13 protein-coding genes and 1 riboswitch are annotated in these 19,596 nt (G+C 32.1%); of the genes, 3 read left to right on the top strand and 10 right to left on the bottom strand.

Annotated elements, in window-relative coordinates:
* Positions 1-267: 267 nt before the first annotated feature.
* Positions 268-1,758, top strand: coding sequence for an aminotransferase class I/II-fold pyridoxal phosphate-dependent enzyme (locus tag ACWJKP_RS12130; RefSeq protein ID WP_165413611.1), 1,491 nt, complete (start codon positions 268-270; stop codon positions 1,756-1,758).
* 19 nt (positions 1,759-1,777) lie between these two features.
* Here ACWJKP_RS12130 and ACWJKP_RS12135 read toward each other — a convergent pair whose 3' ends face one another.
* The 7 genes from ACWJKP_RS12135 to ACWJKP_RS12165 all read right to left on the bottom strand — a co-directional run bounded on the left by ACWJKP_RS12135 (position 1,778) and on the right by ACWJKP_RS12165 (position 11,102).
* Positions 1,778-2,623, bottom strand: coding sequence for a hypothetical protein (locus ACWJKP_RS12135; RefSeq protein WP_165413610.1), 846 nt, complete (start codon positions 2,621-2,623; stop codon positions 1,778-1,780).
* Between the two features lie 237 nt (positions 2,624-2,860).
* Positions 2,861-3,874 carry an alpha-hydroxy-acid oxidizing protein gene (locus tag ACWJKP_RS12140; protein ID WP_165413609.1) on the bottom strand — a complete coding sequence of 338 codons (1,014 nt, stop codon included), beginning with the start codon at positions 3,872-3,874 and terminating at the stop codon, positions 2,861-2,863.
* 12 nt (positions 3,875-3,886) lie between these two features.
* The gene (locus ACWJKP_RS12145; RefSeq protein ID WP_165413608.1) at positions 3,887-4,348 is read right to left on the bottom strand and encodes a 2-thiouracil desulfurase family protein; all 462 of its coding nucleotides are present in this window, start codon (positions 4,346-4,348) and stop codon (positions 3,887-3,889) included.
* 14 nt (positions 4,349-4,362) lie between these two features.
* A complete protein-coding gene (locus ACWJKP_RS12150) occupies positions 4,363-6,729 on the bottom strand; it encodes an endonuclease MutS2 (protein ID WP_462961190.1) in 2,367 nt (788 codons plus the stop codon).
* A 50-nt stretch (positions 6,730-6,779) separates the two neighbouring features.
* Positions 6,780-9,158, bottom strand: a complete 2,379-nt coding sequence (locus ACWJKP_RS12155; RefSeq protein ID WP_462961191.1) for a U32 family peptidase — start codon at positions 9,156-9,158, stop codon at positions 6,780-6,782.
* A gap of 145 nt (positions 9,159-9,303) precedes the next feature.
* A complete protein-coding gene (locus ACWJKP_RS12160; RefSeq protein WP_165413605.1) occupies positions 9,304-10,317 on the bottom strand; it encodes a WG repeat-containing protein in 1,014 nt (337 codons plus the stop codon).
* Positions 10,318-10,343: 26 nt separating this feature from the next.
* On the bottom strand, positions 10,344-11,102 hold the full coding sequence (locus ACWJKP_RS12165) for an exodeoxyribonuclease III (protein WP_165413604.1): 759 nt from the start codon (positions 11,100-11,102) through the stop codon (positions 10,344-10,346).
* A gap of 243 nt (positions 11,103-11,345) precedes the next feature.
* Between ACWJKP_RS12165 and ACWJKP_RS12170 the strand changes: the two genes are divergently transcribed.
* Entirely contained in the window at positions 11,346-11,687 is a 342-nt protein-coding gene (locus ACWJKP_RS12170; protein WP_165413603.1) for a hypothetical protein, read from the top strand.
* 171 nt (positions 11,688-11,858) lie between these two features.
* On the opposite strand, the gene ACWJKP_RS12175 is transcribed toward ACWJKP_RS12170, so the two are convergent.
* Positions 11,859-13,349, bottom strand: a complete 1,491-nt coding sequence (locus tag ACWJKP_RS12175) for a Na+/H+ antiporter NhaC family protein (protein ID WP_165413602.1) — start codon at positions 13,347-13,349, stop codon at positions 11,859-11,861.
* 232 nt (positions 13,350-13,581) lie between these two features.
* Here ACWJKP_RS12175 and ACWJKP_RS12180 point away from each other — a divergent pair, with 232 nt between their 5' ends.
* Entirely contained in the window at positions 13,582-14,406 is an 825-nt protein-coding gene (locus ACWJKP_RS12180) for an MBL fold metallo-hydrolase (RefSeq protein ID WP_165413601.1), read from the top strand.
* A 113-nt stretch (positions 14,407-14,519) separates the two neighbouring features.
* Here the strand turns inward: ACWJKP_RS12180 and ACWJKP_RS12185 are convergent, their stop codons facing one another.
* Both ACWJKP_RS12185 and ACWJKP_RS12190 read right to left on the bottom strand, forming a co-directional pair.
* Complete coding sequence (locus ACWJKP_RS12185; protein WP_165413600.1) at positions 14,520-15,917, bottom strand: NCS2 family permease; 1,398 nt, start codon at positions 15,915-15,917, stop codon at positions 14,520-14,522.
* A gap of 109 nt (positions 15,918-16,026) precedes the next feature.
* Positions 16,027-16,128, bottom strand: a riboswitch (purine riboswitch).
* Positions 16,129-16,264: 136 nt separating this feature from the next.
* Positions 16,265-19,531: an SNF2 helicase associated domain-containing protein gene (locus ACWJKP_RS12190; protein WP_411955894.1), complete on the bottom strand. Its 3,267-nt coding sequence runs from the start codon at positions 19,529-19,531 to the stop codon at positions 16,265-16,267.
* Between the last annotated feature and the right edge of the window lie 65 nt (positions 19,532-19,596).

Consider the following 19,596-nt stretch of genomic DNA (forward strand, 5'->3'; position numbering starts at 1 on the left):
ACAAATAACCCACTTTTTCATGTTTTCAATTACTGTATTTCTACTAAAAAGCTTAATTGCCTAGCATTTACGACATGATTATCTTTTATTTGAAGATTATAATTGCATTTATATATCTAATCATTTATAATTATAAATTGGCTGAATGAATATACTATAAAGAACAGTTTTAAAAATTTGGAACATTTAAATAAATAGCCTAACATACTGACTCGTTATTTATTTAAATGTTTTCTAATATAAATTCTTTTGAAAGGGGTGTATAGATTGTATAGATTAAATCAAAATGAAACTCCACTATTTGATGCTCTAATGGAATATGTAGACAGAGAAACCTTACCTTTTCACGTACCTGGGCATAAAAAAGGAATAGGCGCTGATGAACAATTTAGAAATTTTATGGGGGAAAACCCTTTTAAAATTGACGTTACGGTTTTTAAACTTGTTGATAGTTTTCACCACCCAACTGGACCTATCAAAAAGGCACAAGAATTAGCAGCGGATGCTTATGGTGCTGATGCATCATTTTTCTCAGTACATGGAACTTCTGGCGCTATTCAAGCTATGATAATGTCTGTAGTTGGATCTGGTGATAAAATCATTGTACCTAGAAATGTACATAAATCCATAACTGGTGGTATCATTTTATCAGGTGCAGTTCCAGTTTATATGCAACCAGAACTAGATAAAAAAATAGGTGTTGCTCATGGAGTTTCCCCAGAGACAGTGGAAGAAACCTTAAAGAATAATCCTGATGCAAAAGCTGTACTTATAATTAACCCAACATATTATGGAGTTTCCACTGATATTAAGAAAATTGCAGATATTGTTCATGAATACGATATTCCTTTTATAGTTGATGAAGCTCATGGCCCTCATCTTAATTTTAATAGCAAATTACCAATGTCAGCAATGGAAGCTGGTGCAGACATCTGTGCTCAAAGCACTCATAAAATTATAGGTTCATTAACTCAAAGTTCAATGCTACATGTTAATTCAAAGCGTGTTAACCCCGCTAGAGTTAAACAACTAATAAACCTAATGCACACAACGTCACCTTCCTACATCCTAATGGCATCACTGGATTGTGCTAGGAGACAAATTGCATTAGAGGGCACTCAGCTTTTAGAAAAAACTATTGATTTATGTAATTATGTAAGAAATGAAGTAAATAAAATCCCAGGATTTTATTGTTTTGGAGAAGAGGTTTTAGATGGTTTTGGTGCTTACGCTTTTGATCCAACTAAAATAACAATAACTTGTAGAGATTTAGGAATAACTGGTTATGACTTGGATATGATTTTATCTAACAAATATCATATCCAAATGGAATTATCTGATCTCTATAACATATTAGCAGTTGGTTCGTATGGAGATACAAAAGATGGAATGGAGCAATTACTTCAAGCTTTAGTAGAAATAAGCAATGAGTACTATGGCAAAGGCACAATAAAATCTGATTTTATTGATATTCCTAGTATTCCAGAGCAAGTCCAAATTCCACGCGAGGCTTTCAACAGCGTAAACACTGCTGTTGAAATCAAAAATAGTGTTGGTATGATAAGCGGAGAATTCTTGATGGCTTATCCACCTGGCATTCCAGTACTTTGCCCCGGTGAGAGAATAACTCAAGAAATCGTAGATTATGTTGAAAAATTAAAAAACACTGGATTATATGTTCAAGGAACTGAAGACCCTGAAGTTGAATATATAAAAGTTGTTAGAGAAGAAGATGCTGTTTATATAACTGTTGAATAGAAGAAAAAGAACTCCTAATTTAGGAGTTCTTTTTTCTTCTATTCAATTTTACCCTATAATCAACATTTGCTTTTTCAATAGTTCCTAAATACTTAAAATATTCAGTGTCTTGCATTTCACTTATTTTTTCACAGGTATTAACTGTTTTAATAAAATACTCCATAACATGAATTATCTTTTTTAAGGGTTCAGCTAATTTTTGATTAAACCTAATGGACATTTGTTTTCTCTTATTTTCGGAAGTTCTTTTAATATTTTCATAGCATCCACTTGCAGAATATACCAATCTTATCTTTTGTAAATTTATGCTTAAGGCGTCTCTGTATGTTGGCAATAATTCTTCCAACATATGCTCATTAATATATTTTTTCTCCTCTTTAAATTCCTGAGATTTATCCATAAGTTGTTTTAAAGTTTCATTATTCTTTTTTCTAATATCAGGCAATTGAATAACAATTTGTTTTACCTGTTCTGAGTCCACAACTCCTTCTTTAGCTAATAACTCTAAACCCTCAGCCACTAATTTATACTCTTTCTTATCCTTTTCAACTGTAGATTCATCTTGAAATGAATTAACTATGCATGCTCTGTTTTCTGTATTATAAAATATTTCTGAAAAATAAGCTAATTTCGCTAGTCTTTCTTGTAAAGATTTTTCAGTAGCAATTTCATTTTTTTCATTAATATAAAGATATCCCAAATTTTCTTTACGAAAATTCCCGAACAATTTCTTAGAAAATACAATCTCTCTATATAATATATTATTATATTCTAAAGGGGTAGAGATCCTAACTACTTCACCTTTCTTTGTATATTGCTTTATATGCTCTAATATTTCTTTAGATGCTAGTGTGTATATTGGCATTTTTATTCCTCCTTTGTTTTCTCATTTACGATTCTAAGGGCTTTTACAAATGTTTTTGCCAATTTAACGACATTTCAGAAGGAAAGTCTCCTACCTCTATAAGTGGGAGTATAAATCTCCTTCTGAAGTTGTCAATTCATCTTCTTCGAAGCTGTGCAGCTCCGCAGGAGATGATTTAATCTAATAACAGAAGTAGGGAATTAAAAAGGTCACAATATTTCAGTGACCTTTTAATATTTAATATAAAATTCTATCATTAACATTTTGTATAGATTTACACCCTGTAAGCACCATAGCTGATTTTAATTCACCTCTAAGGTAATCAATATAAGATTTTACGCCTTCAGCCTTGCCTCCAAATGATGCGGTTACAAATGGCCTCCCAATAAGTACCGCGTCTGCACCTAGTGCTAGCATTTTAAGTATATCTGCTCCACTTCGAACTCCACCATCAGCTAAAATAATTACTTTACCCTTAACTTCCTTCGCAATTTCCGTAAGAACATCTGCTACACCCGGAGTTTGGTCTAATACTCTCCCACCATGATTTGACACTACAATTGCGGATACCCCTGCATCCACCGCAAGTTTTGCTTCGTCTGCTGTCATTATCCCTTTTAAAATAAATGGAAGCTTCGTTGATTCAACAATTTCTTTAATCTCTTCTACGGTTTTAGGCATAACTGGTTTGCCATGAAGTGCTAACGTAATAAGACCGCAAGCATCTATATCCATACCTATAGCAAATGCGCCTGCTTTTTCTGCTAATTTAATTTTTTCTATAACGTTTGCATTTTCCCAAGGTTTTATTATTGCAATGCCGTTTCCACCCTGTTTCTCTAATTCACAAAGATTAGTTGTAAAAAAAGAATCTACAGCAGTATCTCCCACCATTGGAATTATACCCCCCTCAAGGCATCCGCTAATAACCCAAGATATATATTCTTCTTCACTAAATTTACCACCCATGTTTAAAGTAGTTCCAGATACGGGAGCTGCAAATACAGGTATATCCATTTTTCTTCCAAATAATTCTATGGAAGTATCTGGATTTTTTGCATCATGTATAGTTCTCATATTAAGTTTATAAGCTGCCAGTGACTCTATATTAATTTTAAAAGCATCCCCTGTTCCTTTTCCGCCCATTCCAGGTACCTCTCCAGCACAAGCTACTCCATTACATATAGGACAAACTCTACAGCTTTTGTTTAAATTCCCTCTAGCATCTTTTAAAACATCTTTATAATTCATTTTATTTCCCCCTTAGTTATAATCTAAATCATCTAGATTTTCTTCTGTAAAAACTTTTATACCCCTGGATAATAATAACTCCGCAGTAACTCCATTACCTTTTTTTTTGGTTCCACTAAAAGTTCCATCGTATATTTGGGGAGTTCCACAAGAAGGACTTCGTGCTTTTAAAATAGCAATACTAGCTCCAACGTTTTGTGCAATTTCAAGAGTTTCATAAGCCCCTTTTATAAACTTTGCAGTTACATCATCATCCTCTGGTCCAAGAATTCTAGCTTTACCTTCTAGCACATCTCTACCATTCCCGTTTACAATTTCATGAGGAGCCCTAGGGGTTTCTTGTCCCCCTAACTGTTCTGGGCAAACAGGCATAACTTTTCCTTCTTTCAATAGTTTAAGCACCCTTAAATCTAAATTGTTGCCACCATTATATTTACAATTAACTCCACATAAACAAGCACTTGCAATAATCATATCGTAACCATCCTTTATTTTAGTTCTACTACAGTAACTCCACTACCGCCTTCACCGTAATTTCCCAATCTATATGTTTTAACATGGCCATGCCTCTTTAACATATCTGTAATAGCTTTTCTTAAAACTCCTGTCCCCTTGCCATGAATAATTGTAGCTTCTTTAAGTCCTCCTAAACAAGCTTCATCTAAATATTTATCAACAGTATAAAGAGCTTCCTCCGAATCCATACCTCTTAAATCTACAGAAGTTGACACACTTCTTATATTTAGCTTCATTTCTCTCTTAATTATCTTTGCCTTTTTCTTATCTTCCTGCGTAAGCTTTGATTCTCTCAGATCACCCACTTTGACATTTATCTTCATAATACCAGCTTGAACCTGCACCTCACCCTTTTTATCAGGTTTTGAGATTACAATAACCTTTTGGTTAAGAGATGGTAAATATACTTCCTGACCTTGTTTTACATTTTTTAATTTTTCTCCTAGTTCGTCATTGCTTTTTTCTACATGTCTCTCTAATGTTTCAATCTTATTTTTAATTTTCATTCTTTCCTCTTCAAGCTTTTGCCTTGCTTCAGAGGAATATCCAAGTTTTTCAAGTTGTCTCATGTTTTTAAGAATGACATCTGATTCTTCCTTGGCATCTTTTATAAGTCTCTTTGCTTCCCTTTGAGCTTCATACATTGTATTTTCTCTAATGTTTTCAAGTTTATATAATTTTTCCTGGTATTTGTCTTTTAACTTACTAGCTTCTAGCTTCAAAGCTTCAGCTTCCCTAGCATCACGCTCTGCCTTTATGCTCTTTTCTTGCAAACTTTGAACTAATTCTTCAAACTCTAATGTATCTTTAGAAATATTCTCTTTTGCATTTTTAATAATGTAATCTGGGAGACCTAGTCTCTTAGATATATCAAAAGCATTTGATTTACCTGGTACTCCAATTATCAGTCTATATGTTGGGCTTAACGTGTCTACATTAAATTCTACAGAAGCATTTTCAACCCCTGTAGTTTTTAAAGCATATCCTTTTAATTCACTATAATGGGTAGTCGCAACTACTTTTGTACCTCTTGCCCTTAAATTTTCGAGAATCGAAACAGCAAGTGCTGCTCCCTCTGTAGGATCTGTTCCAGCTCCTAATTCATCAAATAGAGCTAGAGATTTTATATCTGCTTTTTCAATTATATTTACTATATTTTTCATATGGGAAGAAAAGGTAGATAAGCTTTGCTCTATGCTTTGCTCGTCACCTATATCTGCGAAAATCTCATGAAAAAAGCTTACCATGGACCCTTCTCTAGCTGGAATTAAAATCCCACTCATAGCCATTAACTGAATTAAGCCTACAGTTTTTAAAGTTACTGTTTTACCCCCGGTATTGGGTCCTGTTATTACTAGTGAAGTAAATTCTCCTCCTAAATAAATATTACTAGGTACTACAACCAACGGATCTATCAAAGGGTGCCTTGCTTCAATTATATCTATTACTCCCTCTTCATTAACCCCTGGAATAATAGCATTAATTTCTATTGCATACCCTGCCTTTGCAAAAATAAAATCTAATTCCCATACTATATTTGCATTGTTACCAACAATATTTATATTTTCATATATCTTATAGGATAATTCAGCCAAAATTCTTTCAACCTCAGCCTTTTCCTTTAGCATAATTTCCTTAATTTCATTATTTAGGTTCACTAAACTCATTGGCTCAATGAATAGTGTAGCCCCTGAAGAACTCTGATCATGCACAATTCCTGGTACACTACCTTTATGTTCTATTTTAACAGGAATTACGTATCTATCCCCTCTTATAGTATAAAGGCTTTCTTGAAGATATTTTGCATTTGATCTAACTAGTGAAGTTACCTTATCTTTTACTGAAGCATTTTTCTCTTTTAAAGATTTCCTTAAGCTAAAAAGCAAACTACTAGCCCTATCAGAAATTTCTTCATCACTAATTATTGCTATAAAAATTTCATCTTCTAATTTTTTCATTGGGACAATCCCAATACATATATCTTCTAAAACTCTAGAGGACTGCTCATCTGACTTGTTACCAACATAATTTTGAAATAATCTAGCACACCTAAGCATTTGCGCTATCCTCAAAAGCTGCGTTGGCATAAGTGATGCTGCTTTTGATGCCCTTATTATTGCAGATCGAACATCATATATACCTTCAAATGGTGCACTTCCTTTTTTTGATAAAAGCAGTAGTGCCTCATTAGTTTCCTGTAAGTGTTCTTTTACTTCATAAATATTAGTGTAAGGCTCCAAACCCTCTATAAGGTCTTTACCTGCCGTAGTGTGCGTGTATGCTTTGATTTTTTCTTTAATTTTATAGTATTCTAAAACCTTTAATGATTTTGTATTCATAATAATTCACCATCTTTCCTTTGTTAAAAAATTTAAAAGCCTACTATTATTTATTCGACTCCTCTTTTATAGTGCCCTCTAGTATAATTTTTAAATTCTCCTTGCCATTCTTTATTGATATAATTTCTAAGAACCTCTATAGTTTCCTCATAATTTTCATGGATAAAATCTAATCTAAAAGAGGAAATATTATTTTTCTTGATTTCATCCATATTTGAGATCAAATTCACAGGCACATTGTTATAAATATAGCTTCTACAATATTTGTCAGTATCAATACTAAATTCTGCGCCCATTCTATCTTTAAGTGTATAGAATCCTTTGATGCATTTCTCTTTGCAGGTATTATTATCACTCTTGTTTCCAAAAACGCTTCCTATAGCACAATATTCACTAACCATAAGCTCATATTTTCCGTAAATCATAATTTGCAGTGGCAAAGAACTTTTAGTTGCAATTTTCTTGATTTCCATTTGGTTTAACTCAGCACTAATACAAGTTCCCGTTAGAAAATCCTTGTAAAAATCTCCTGCATAGCTATTAAAAATATTCAATTTATAATCCCCAATTACAGTTATTTTTTTATTAAATCTACTAATTATTCCTAGATTAGCAGTAATAATACCTTTTAATTTACCTAAGTTATTCTCAATAAATTCACAAATACTTTCAAATTCTTCTTTGATAATATTGGGAACCTTAAAATAAATATTTACATCATACTCATTAAAGATGATGTTACATCTTCTCATAAAAGGATTTATAGCAATATTATCAAAGCCCATTTCAAGTACCGCCTTTAATTGCTCTTCATTTGTTACATATATAAGTGTCTCAGGTATAATGTTATTTTTATTCTCATTAAATTCTAAATAATTCTTTTCTCCCTGTAGGCTAAGTCCTTTATTGTAATTAATCTGCACATTATTTTTTTCTCTTTTATATTTTGCTATTATATAATTTTGAACGTCATCTATTAATTCTCGCCTAACTAAATTCAATGTTGCCATTGGCACAAAACCTTCTTCAAAGCTTTCAAAATTCACTTCATTTATTTTGAAAGGAGTATCTCCTGTTTTAGATAGATTTTTGGTTATACGTTCTCTTTCAAGTGGTTTATTTAAAGCTTCTTGAACAATATCTCCCTTAACATTAAAGCCTTTTCCCATATAACTTGTACTTATGCTTAAAGGCTTATTTGTGGCGAACTCAATCGAAAGATTTATTTCTATTTTCCTCTTAAATTTATCCTTATACCTATTTGAAAGATCATCCATTAACTTAACATCAGAAATTTTGTATAAAAAGTCTCCAGCTTTAAATTTAGCTGGTTTTAATAAAACTCTATCGGAGGTCACTGCATTTTCGACCTCTATTCCATTCTTTATTATTTTTGAAATAGCAAACCCATCCTCTAAAAACATTACACCATCTTTTAATGCTACATTCTCTAAAAGTGTTACTGACAAGTCATCATTTGCGATGCCTATTGGTAGCCCAGAATTTTTAGGCACTTTATATGCCATCATATCTTTTCCTTTATTACCATATAGGTAAGCTTTTGAAAATCCTTCTCTATTAAATAATTGTGTTAAAACTTTAATATCCTTATCTAATTTTTGTATTTTATTATTACAAATATTGTCCAGCGCTCGTCTATATATTTCCACAACACCTGCAACATATTCCGGTTTTTTCATCCTTCCTTCAATTTTTAGTGAAGACGTGCCACTTTTAGCTATATCTTTTAAGTTTTCTATTGTACAAGTATCTTTAGGGCTTAAAAGGTATGCCTTATACATTTTGTCAGTGTTTTTATCTGTTAGTGAATAAGGTAATCTGCAGGGTTGAGCACATCTGCCCCTGTTTCCACTCCGCCCTCCAATAATACTACTCATAAGACACTGTCCCGAATAACATATGCATAAAGCTCCATGAACAAAAACTTCTGTTTCCACTTTTAAAGTGTTAGATATGTAATCAATTTCTTTTAAACTAAGCTCTCTTGAGAGAACTATCCTAGTAAATCCCATCTCTTTTAAAAACAAGGCAGCTTCGCCATTATGAATCGTCATCTGTGTGGACGCATGAAGCTCAAAATCAGGAAAATTATTTCTTATTAAGTATATTAATCCTGTATCTTGAACAATCAGTGCATCTACTCCTACACTATATAAAAAGCCTACATACTCCATAATTTCTTTTAATTCGTTATCCTTTAGTAATGTGTTTAAAGTAACATATACTTTAACTCCATAAATATGACAGTAATCTACTGCCCGATCGAGGTTCTCATTATCAAAATTAAAAGCATAAGCTCTTGCTGAGAATTTACTTCCTCCTATATAAACTGCATCTGCTCTCATTTGCACTGCTGCATATACGCTTTCCATACTTCCAGCAGGGGCTAGTAATTCAATCTTTTCCATTTACATCTCTCCTAATTAGTGTTGTAAGTCTTATTATACAGTAAATGTTGTCATCAATACAACAAAACCTCCACTGGATTTCCAGTAGAGGTTTCAATACTTATTTAATTATAATAGACTTAAGAAACTTCAATTCATTAAAATTTTATGATTGTAATTTCCAAACATATTCCCCTAATTTATTAATATATCCAATTCTTTTACCTAATTCAACTCTTGCAATTCCACCAATAAATTCATATGCTTCTTCAAAACTTGGCTCTATAACTATTTCCCCAACGCAATCTATGTAACCCCACTTTTCTCCTATTTGAGCTGCTATTAAACCTTCACTCATAATATCTACATCTTCAAACTTAGTGGGTATTATAATGCTTCCATTTTTATCAATGCAACCATATTTTTCATTCTCACAAATTACAGCTATGCCTTCATAGAAACTATCTGCCCATTGAAACTTAGGTTTTATAATAAGCTCGCCGCTGCAATCTATATAGCCGTATTTTTCCCTCATTTCAACTGGTGCGAGTCCATCATTGAACTCCCCACAAACATTATATCGAAGGGGTATAATTATTTCTCCCTTATTGTTTATATAGCCATACTTTCCATTAGCGCAAACAGATGCCATCCCATCGTTAAATGCATGGGCATACTCATAGATCGCATCTATTATAACTTTTCCATATTTATCAATATAAGCTATTCTACCACCTATTTGCACTGCTGCTAATCCTTCACTAAAGTCGCCTGCATCTAAAAAGTTTACCGGCACTATTTCCGTACCTTCAGCATCTATATATCCCCACATATATCCATTCTTTACTGCTGCTCTTCCCTCCATAAAGTAGTTAGCTTCATCATATTTAGGCTCAACGATAATTTCACCGTTTAAATTAATATAGCCTTTCTTTCCTTCCAACTTTATTACTGCAGATCCTTCGCTAAACTGCTGAACTTCATCATATTTAGGTTCTATTACAACCTCTCCAGCTTTATTAATAAAGCCATACTTTTCCTCTATTCCAATTATGGCTAGTTCGCCTTCAAACTCCTCAGCATAATTATATTTACATTCTATAACTACATTGCCTTCCTTATCTATATACCCATACCTTTTTTTTGATTTCACAGGATATAATGTTTTCTCATTCTTCATACTATAACTTCCTTTCTTATATATATTTATAAAATAATGCTCACAGGACAATGATCCGATCCTAAAACATCATTTAAAATATTAGCTTCTTTTAATTCACTTACTAACTCCTCAGTTACAAAAAAATAGTCAATTCTCCATCCTACATTTTTTTCTCTAGCCTTAAATCTATAACTCCACCAAGAATATTTGGTTTCTGCCCCGTGGAGATATCTAAAAGTATCAACATAACCATATGATATAAATTTATCCATCCAAGCTCTCTCTACCGGTAAGAACCCTGAATATTTTTCGTTTGCTTTTGGATTTTTAAGATCTACTTCTTTGTGTGCAGTATTGTAATCCCCACAAATAATTAATTTTTTCCCTTTTAGTTTAAGCGTCTCACAGTAGGAGAGCAGTGCATCATAAAAGTCCATTTTATAATTTAACCTTTCTTCGTCTCTCTGCCCATTAGGAAAATATATGTTAAATAGAGTAAACTTTTCAAACTCAGTTATTAATATTCTGCCTTCACTATCAAATCTTTCTATTCCAATACCGTACGTAACAGATGTCGGTTTTTCCTTAGTGTAAGTAGCTACACCACTATACCCCTTTTTCTCCGCACACGAAAAATATGAGTAATAACCTTTTATATTTTTAAGCTCCTCAACTATTTGGTTTTCTTGGATTTTAGTTTCTTGAACACATAAAATATCTGGCTGTTCTTCTTTAATCCATTCAATAAATCCTTTATTTTTTATAGCTCTTATGCCATTTACATTCCATGAATAAATTTTCATAAAAAAACCTTCCTTCTACAGTTATTTCATACAAGTGCATTACCTATATAATTTTCATATATTCTTTATTTAATATATCATATTATTGAATATTATTGAATTATTTATTTAGCTATGCCTATCAACAAGTATTATATCCTAATTTCACTATATTTAAAAATTGCCTTTTAGTAAAAATACACATAATTACTATCACCTTTATGATTAAATCTGAATATTATTATAATGAAAGGGGGTTTATACATGAATTCTATAGAAAGATATGTTGGAAGCAAAGAAGATTTTTACTTTTTCCTAAAAGATGAAGTTATAAGATTATTCAAAGACAAACTCAAAATAGACGGAACCCGTGTTTTAATACCTGACAATGAAGAATTAGATTATGAATTTAAATTTGTTAGGGACGAAAATTATGGTGATTTCTCAATTAAAGTTAAATGGGGACAAAAACCAGAAAAAAATGAAGATTTTCAAGAAAATTCCCAAGAAAATTTTCAAGAAGACTCCGAAGAAGATTTTCAAGAAAATTCTGAAGAAGATTCAAAAATGATTATAGATAAACATTTCACCATGAATAACTATTAAATTATTTATCAACTAGCATGTTTATATAAAATTTTTCTTTTCCTCAACTTAACGACTTCAGCTCCGCAGGACCTGATTTAAGCAAATTCATTATTTTTTGATATTTAATAAAAGCACTATATTGTATATTTACAATATAGTGCTTTATTACATATTATTGAAACTTTAAATTTAAGCAGATAATTTATCTTTACTGTCCGTCTTAACATTTTTCTTTAATCTAACATTGGGTTCAGTCGGCAATTTAAATAATGGTATGAATCTATCTAGTCCTGTTATAGTAAGTAGTAATAATGAACCTACCGCTACCATGGCCATAAAGTTATATTTTATTATATCAAGAGGTACAAACTTGTGAAGTGGATAAACTGATGAAGCTATACCAATATAAAAAGCTATATATACATGCCATGGAATAAGCTGTGACCCAAATACACCAAGTGCATCACCGAAAGTAGCATTTCTTAAACGTAATGTATACATATCTTCTTCGCTACCCTCTACGTTATCTTCAAGTAAATTTTTGATTATTGGTCCAACTGTTACTATTTGTGCCATTTCATCTGCTAATGCAGCATTACCTAAAATTGACAACATTCCATTCCAAAACATAAGTTGGCGTACATTTTTTGAAATTTTAGAAACTAATCTTGATAACGGAGCAAATGCATTCATTTTACCCATGATACCTCCAAAGGCACCAACCCACATCATCATGACAATAACCCATGAACCTGCATCTGCAAAACCTATTTTCATTAATCCTAAAAATTGAGGTACAGATTCTACTGTTCCTGCTGTCAATCCAAGGATTAAAGATGTTATTATTCCAAGCCCTAAACATGCAAGTGTTGGAAGTCCTTTAATTGCTACTACAAGTACAACCAATAATGGAATTACCATATAATATGGAACCCCGGTTTTAACTTGATTTAAAAGTTCAACTGCTGAAGGTCTAGCTTTTTCAAGTGATACCCATACATCTTTTGGAATTTTATCTATTGCATCCGCTGCATTACCAATTACTGTTGGAAGTCCCATTCCAACGCTTACAGCATAGAAAATAATTGCAGTTATTCCTAAACATAAAAGTGACCATACTCCTTGATGCTTTATTCTATCAATAACCTCAACTTTTTGAATACCTGAACTTACGACAGTTGTGTCAGAAATAAGCCCTATATTGTCTCCAAAGCAAGCTCCACCAGCAATTGCTGCTGTAGTAAGCAATAAATTTCCTCCTACTATATGGTTTAGCCATAAAAAAATCGGAGCACAAGCTGCAAAAGTTCCCCATGAACTACCGGTTGCAACTGAAAGCACTGCTGTTACCATAAATCCTGTTACAGCTACAGTTCTAGCTGTTAATCCAAGTGTTAATGAAAAATTAATTATTGATGCACCCACTCCTGTTGACATAAAAGCCTCTGCCATTGCATAAGCTGCCATCAATATAAAGAAAACCAATTGCATTTCTTTTACGTTATCCACCGCACCATCAACAATGTCATTAAATTTAAATTTACATACTAATGATGCTATTATAGCTGCGTAAATAGTTGCAATTGGTGCCGCAAGTAATGCATCCATTTTAGACATCATGAGTCCTGCCATTAAAAATACTGGTGATAATTTTAGTAAAGCGTTTAAGAAGCCAATCATGTATAAGTCCCCCTTTTTTGATTTCGTTTACATAAATAATAGATATGTATATAATATATAATGTACACACTTTCTTGTGTACATTATATATTATATATTATATTAGTTCAATTGTTTTTTATTTAGTAATTTAATACATATATATATATATAATATAGCAGGTTATGTTATAATTAAATTAGATTTTTTAATCTTATTATAAAACGAATATATTAAAATTAAGAGGTATAAAATGAGCTTTAATAAATTCCCGAAAATCTTTAAATATATGTATAAATTACATCGTAGAAACTTTAAATTGTACTTCAATCCCATTAGTGTGCCATCGTATGAGCCCGTAGTAACAAATTCTATTCATTGGGTAGGCCATGCTACTGTAGTTATTAATTTAAGTGGTAAGGTTATAGTAACTGACCCTGTAACTAGTATATATCTTGGTCAATTAAAAAGATTAGTTAAACCATCTTTAAACTTAGCCTCCATTAATATTGATTATATATTGCTGTCTCATGGTCATATGGATCATATGAATTACTCCACTCTAATGAAACTAAATAAAAGTGCTATAATTATTGCTCCTAAAAACCTAAAGATTCCTTTAAAACTTTTAGGGTTTAAAAGTATAATTCTTCTAAACAATGATGAGACGTATAATGATAATCACATAAAAATAAAGGCTTTAAAAGCAAATCATGATGGTAGACGTTATCCTTGGGGAGCTGAAGCTGAGAGCAATTCCTATATAATTGAAAGTAGTTCAAAAAAGATTTTTTTTGCTGGTGATACTGCATATACTGATACATATAAAAATTTAATAGCAGATGTTGCTATCATGCCTGTAGGCTGCTATAAACCTGATGAGTTTCAAGAAATGCATTGTACTCCTGAGCAGAGCTTTAAAATGTTTAAAATGACAGAAGCTAAAATCATGATCCCAGTTCATTATAAAACCTATATTTTAGCTCAGGATGAAGATGAGGTTACCTGTGATACTTTAAAAAGAATAAATGATGGAAGCATAAAAATTATTGATATCGGTCAAACTGTAAAATTGTAATGATTTAAACAAAATAAAAAACAGGCACTAGAACTTTCAAATAAGTCTAGGCCTGTTTTTTTATAAACAAGAAGTTATATTTATGATATCTTTAATTAATTAACTATAACTTGTTAATCCGGCAGATAGATAAATCTTAAAATAAATAACGCTGCAAGCACATAAACTATTGGATGAACTTCTTTCCTTCTTCCTGTGCTAACCTTAAGTATAGGGTAAAATATTATTCCCGCCGCTATACCATTAGCTATGCTATAGCTAAAAGGCATTATAGCCATAGTAAAAAAAGCTGGAAGTGCTTCTGTAAAATCATCAAAATCTAATTTAGTAACTGCACCCATCATAAGGACTCCGACCATTATAAGCGCAGGTGCTGTTGCTTCTGGTGGCACTATCCCAACTATACCTGCAAAGAATAAAGAGAATAGAAATAAAACGCCTACCACGCAAGATGTTAACCCAGTTCTTCCTCCTTCAGCTATGCCCGCAGTAGATTCAACATAAGTTGCCATAGTGGGTGTACCAATACAGGCACTTATAGTTGTTGCGATAGCATCTGATAAGAGCGCTTTTCTCATATTTCGAACTTTTCCATTTTCATCCAACATCTGGGCTTTTTCTGCTGTTCCAACTAAAGTACCAATTGTATCAAATAAGTCTACTAAACTAAAAGTTAAAACCACCATAATTATGCTAGTTATCGCTCCTATAACACCTGCTCCTCCAGCTCCTAAAAGACCCTTAAAGTCAAAAGCCATAAAAGTTGGAGCAATGGATGGTGGTGTACTTAAGAGCTTTATTCCAGCTAAATTTGTTATACCCATAGGTATTCCAATTATTGTCGTTGCGATTATTCCAATAAGCATAGCTCCTCTTACATTTCTAGCCATTAAAATTGCTGTTATAATTATACCGATAATTGTAAGAGCAGCGTGTGGATTTGTGAATTCACCAAAACTTATAAGAGTTCCTGGATTCGGAACTACTATGCTTCCAGTTTTAAAACCTATCAACGCAATAAATAATCCTATACCACCGCAAATAGCTATCTTGAGATTTGCTGGTAGCGCATCTACTATTTTTTCGCGTATTGAAGTAACCGTAATTATTATAAATAAAATTCCAGAAATAAATACAGCTGCTAAAGCCTGATTCCAAGTATAGCCGAGTGTTAAGCATACACTATATGTAAAGAAAGCACATAATCCCATACCTGGTGCAATTGCAAAAGGTAAATTTGCATAGGTACCTATTAATATAGTACCAATTCCAGAGCCTACACATACTGCTGTAAAAATTGCTCCTACCACAGGGTCATTTGTTGCTGTAAAAGCTGCAGCACCATCACCCTTTATTCCAGGAAGATTCATACCACTAAACTTTAAAATATTAGGAATTACTAATATAGTATATGCCATAGTAATAAAGGTAGTAACACCCGCTAATATTTCGGTCCTAACGTTTGAATTATTTTCTTTGAGCTTAAAAAATGATTGCAAAAATGATTTCATGCCATTTCCTCCTTGGTAAAATATAATGTTGAATTTATAAATCCTTATTAAGCAAAAAAAAATGCCCATGGATAGGATTAATCCACGGGCATTTTTTCAGTAAAAATCTTTACTTATAGGATTAATCCATAGTTAGAAGGTTAATGGCCTTCTAGTAGAAACTCTTGAACCTTATTATCAAGATTATACGGATTATTATTATTCGTTTTTCAAAATAATAACATTCATTTCTACATAAGTCAACATTTTTTTCGTTTTTTCACTAAAAATCCCAATATTATTTTCCCATAGCAAGATACTACTTAATAAATTTATTCAGTTAAATCATCTCCTGCGGAGCTGCATTATTAAACAAATAAATCTTCAATTTCATTTTGGCTCATCTGAGAAAGAAATAATTCTGCTCCTGTTTCATCATTAATAACGCTTTCAACAATTTCTTTTTTCTTTTGTTGCAACTTAAATATTTTTTCTTCTATAGTCCCTCTTGCTATTAATTTTATCACCTCTACTGTCTTCTTTTGCCCAATTCTATGAGCCCTATCTGTAGCTTGAGACTCCACAGCCGGGTTCCACCAAGGGTCAAAGTGTATTACCATATCTGCACCTGTAAGGTTTATACCTGTACCCCCAGCTTTAAGAGAAATTAAAAATACCTGTGTGTCTCCTTCATTGAAGGTTTTTACCATTTCTACTCTTTTTTCAGCCTTAGTAGAGCCATCTAAATACATGTACCTTATCTCTTTAGGATCTAACCTCTTAGAAATGTTTTTAAGCACCCTAGTAAATTGAGAAAATATTAATATTCTATGACCTTCTTCTAAGCTATTTCCTAAAATTTCATCTAGAGCTTCCATTTTACCGCTACCCCCAACATAGTCCTCTATAAAAGTAGAAGGGTCGCAACATATCTGTCTTAGCCTTGTTAAAATTGACAGTACTTTAAACTTGCTTTTATTAAACCCTTTCGCCTTAATATCTTCTTCTAGTTCTCCCTTTGCATCCTTTAAATAGGCTAAATACACCTTTTTCTGCTGCTCCGTCATTTCTACTGAAATTCTACGTTCTATTTTAGAAGGCAAATCTTTTGCAACCTCTAATTTAGTCCTTCTAAGTATAAATGGTTTTACATGATTATTTAGTTCTTGTAGCGCTTCATGACTTCCATCCTTCACAATTGGCGCTTCGTATTTTTTTGAAAAAGCACTATGATTTAAAAGATAACCTGGCATTATAAAGTCAAAAATTGACCAAAGCTCCGTAAGAGAATTCTCAATAGGCGTTCCTGTAAGTGCGAATTTACTTATAGCATTTATACTTTTCACAGAATGTGCATTTTGCGAATTAAAATTCTTAATATACTGTGCCTCATCTAAGAAACAATATCTAAATTTTATCTTTTGATAGTCCTCAAGGTCTCGCCGTATAAGTGCATATGATGTAATAATCACATCAGTCTCATCAATGCTTTGTTTTTGCTGCACTCTTTGACTTTTATTTCCGGATATTACTATACAATTTAGTGATGGTGCAAATTTTTCTATTTCATCCTTCCAATTGTATACAACCGACGTAGGGCATACTACCAGGGATGGTTGCCTATTTTCATTTTCCTGCACTTCTGATTGAATAAATGCTATAGCCTCAAGTGTTTTACCCAGCCCCATTTCATCCGCTAGTATCCCTCCAAATCCACAACTTGCAAGCGTTTTTAACCACTTAAACCCTACCTTTTGGTAATCTCTCATTATACTATCTAAGGTTTTAGGAACTATTACTTTCAATTCTTTAATATCCTTAACAGTATTAACTAGGTCTCTAAATTTTTTATTTGTATCCACAAAATCCATTTGTTCTCGTTTTAATTTTTCTTCTATATATATGGCATTATATTTTGAAAGTAGAATTTTATTCTTCGCAATATCGCTATCCTTTATATTTAGATACTCTATCATTTGAGCAACTTTTAATAAATTATTTGAATCTAATAAAACAAAACTGCCGTTTTTAAGCCTATGATACTTTCTTTTTTCTCTTAAAGCTGAGAAAACATTACTAAGTTCAGTATTATCTACCCCCTCAATGCTAAAGCTGAATTCTAAAAGATTATCCTTATTAAGCTTTATATTCGACTTATATCCGGCATTTCCGTGCACCTTAATCTTCTTGAATTCTTCAGAATAATATACCTCCGCCACTTGCTGAAGCTTTTCCAGTCCTGAAACTAAAAACTCTAGGAACTTTGCTTCATCTCGAATATCAAACCCCTTATTTGTACTAACAAAACCAAACTCAAGAAATTGATTTATGATACCCATTTCCTTCTCTATGTCTCTTATAAGTACTCTTCCCTCTTGTGCTTTGTTTTCTTTACTATTAAAAGGATTTATCTCAACCTCTCCATACTTGAAAGTTATGAACACCTCTACATTTTTAGACTTTTTTTCAAAATGAACAACTGCCTTAAGCTCTTCTATATAAAATTCTTTTTCTAATGATGTGTCTATGGCAACTCTATCACTTATCTTGTTTAAAGTTGGAAGTACAAATGATGCTACATCATCTTTCTCTTGTTCATAAAATTCTATGCAATTATTATTTTCCTCTTTAAATCTATTATAAAAAGGTAAATATGCGTCCCTTTGAGCAATAGGTGGCCGGTATATTTCACCTTTATAGAAAAAGAATTCCCCATCATTGCTTATTGCAATAGGCATATCTTCTTTTTGCTGAAGTATAAATTTACTATCTTCTCTATTGATTTCGAATTCTAAGGGCATGGTTTTCTGCCTTATGTGTACATTAGTAAACGTTTCGCCTTTTATTACCACAGTTAGATCCCTATTGTATAAGCATTTAAATAACCTTTTAACCATGCTATCTGTAAAATAAGCTTTTTTACCAGACAGAAATTTCACTGTATTTCCCTTATATGTATTTGCAGCCCCAGCCACCGCTTCAAGTTCACTCGCTTCTTTGAAAAGTTCTATGATATTTAAATCACCTTCTTTAAATGAGTGCAAATAGGGATTGTATGTAAATTTTTTCCCAAACTGCATCGACTCAAAACTTTTATTATAGCAAATAAAAAATTCTTTTATGTTTTTAACTACGTATTGCTTATCCTCTCCAACCTTCAGACTCACAAAAGATTTTCGGTTATCACTATTAGGATCATGCTCATATTTTACATCTACATTTAGATATGATTTTGTCCTTTGATCACCATTTATACTTTTAGTTATTTGTTTAATTAAACTATTTGTTTTAGCCATTTTTTTTGCTTTAATAATTTCGTCTTTCTCATAAAAATACTTTAATAATGTAGCCACTACATGCTTGCACATGCTCACCTCTCCATAATAACTATAACAATCATTACATTGACAATGATAACCTATAAAAGAATTACTATTATTAAAACTTGTGTCTACTTTATACCGAGTGAAATTTGTTGACTCCACATCTGAAGTTATCTTAGTTTCCTTGTAATCTTGTCGCTTCTTTATTTCTATATCAATATGCTTAACCTTATTACTTAAATAATACTCTGTTCCACTTTTATAAGAATCTTTATCACTGTATTCTCGTATAATCTCTTCATTAATATCAATCAAAAGTTTCACCCCATCGAGTTTTTTCTATTTTATATATATTATAAATTCCAGAAGGTGTTACC

The organism is Clostridium sp. CM037 (assembly GCF_055081095.1).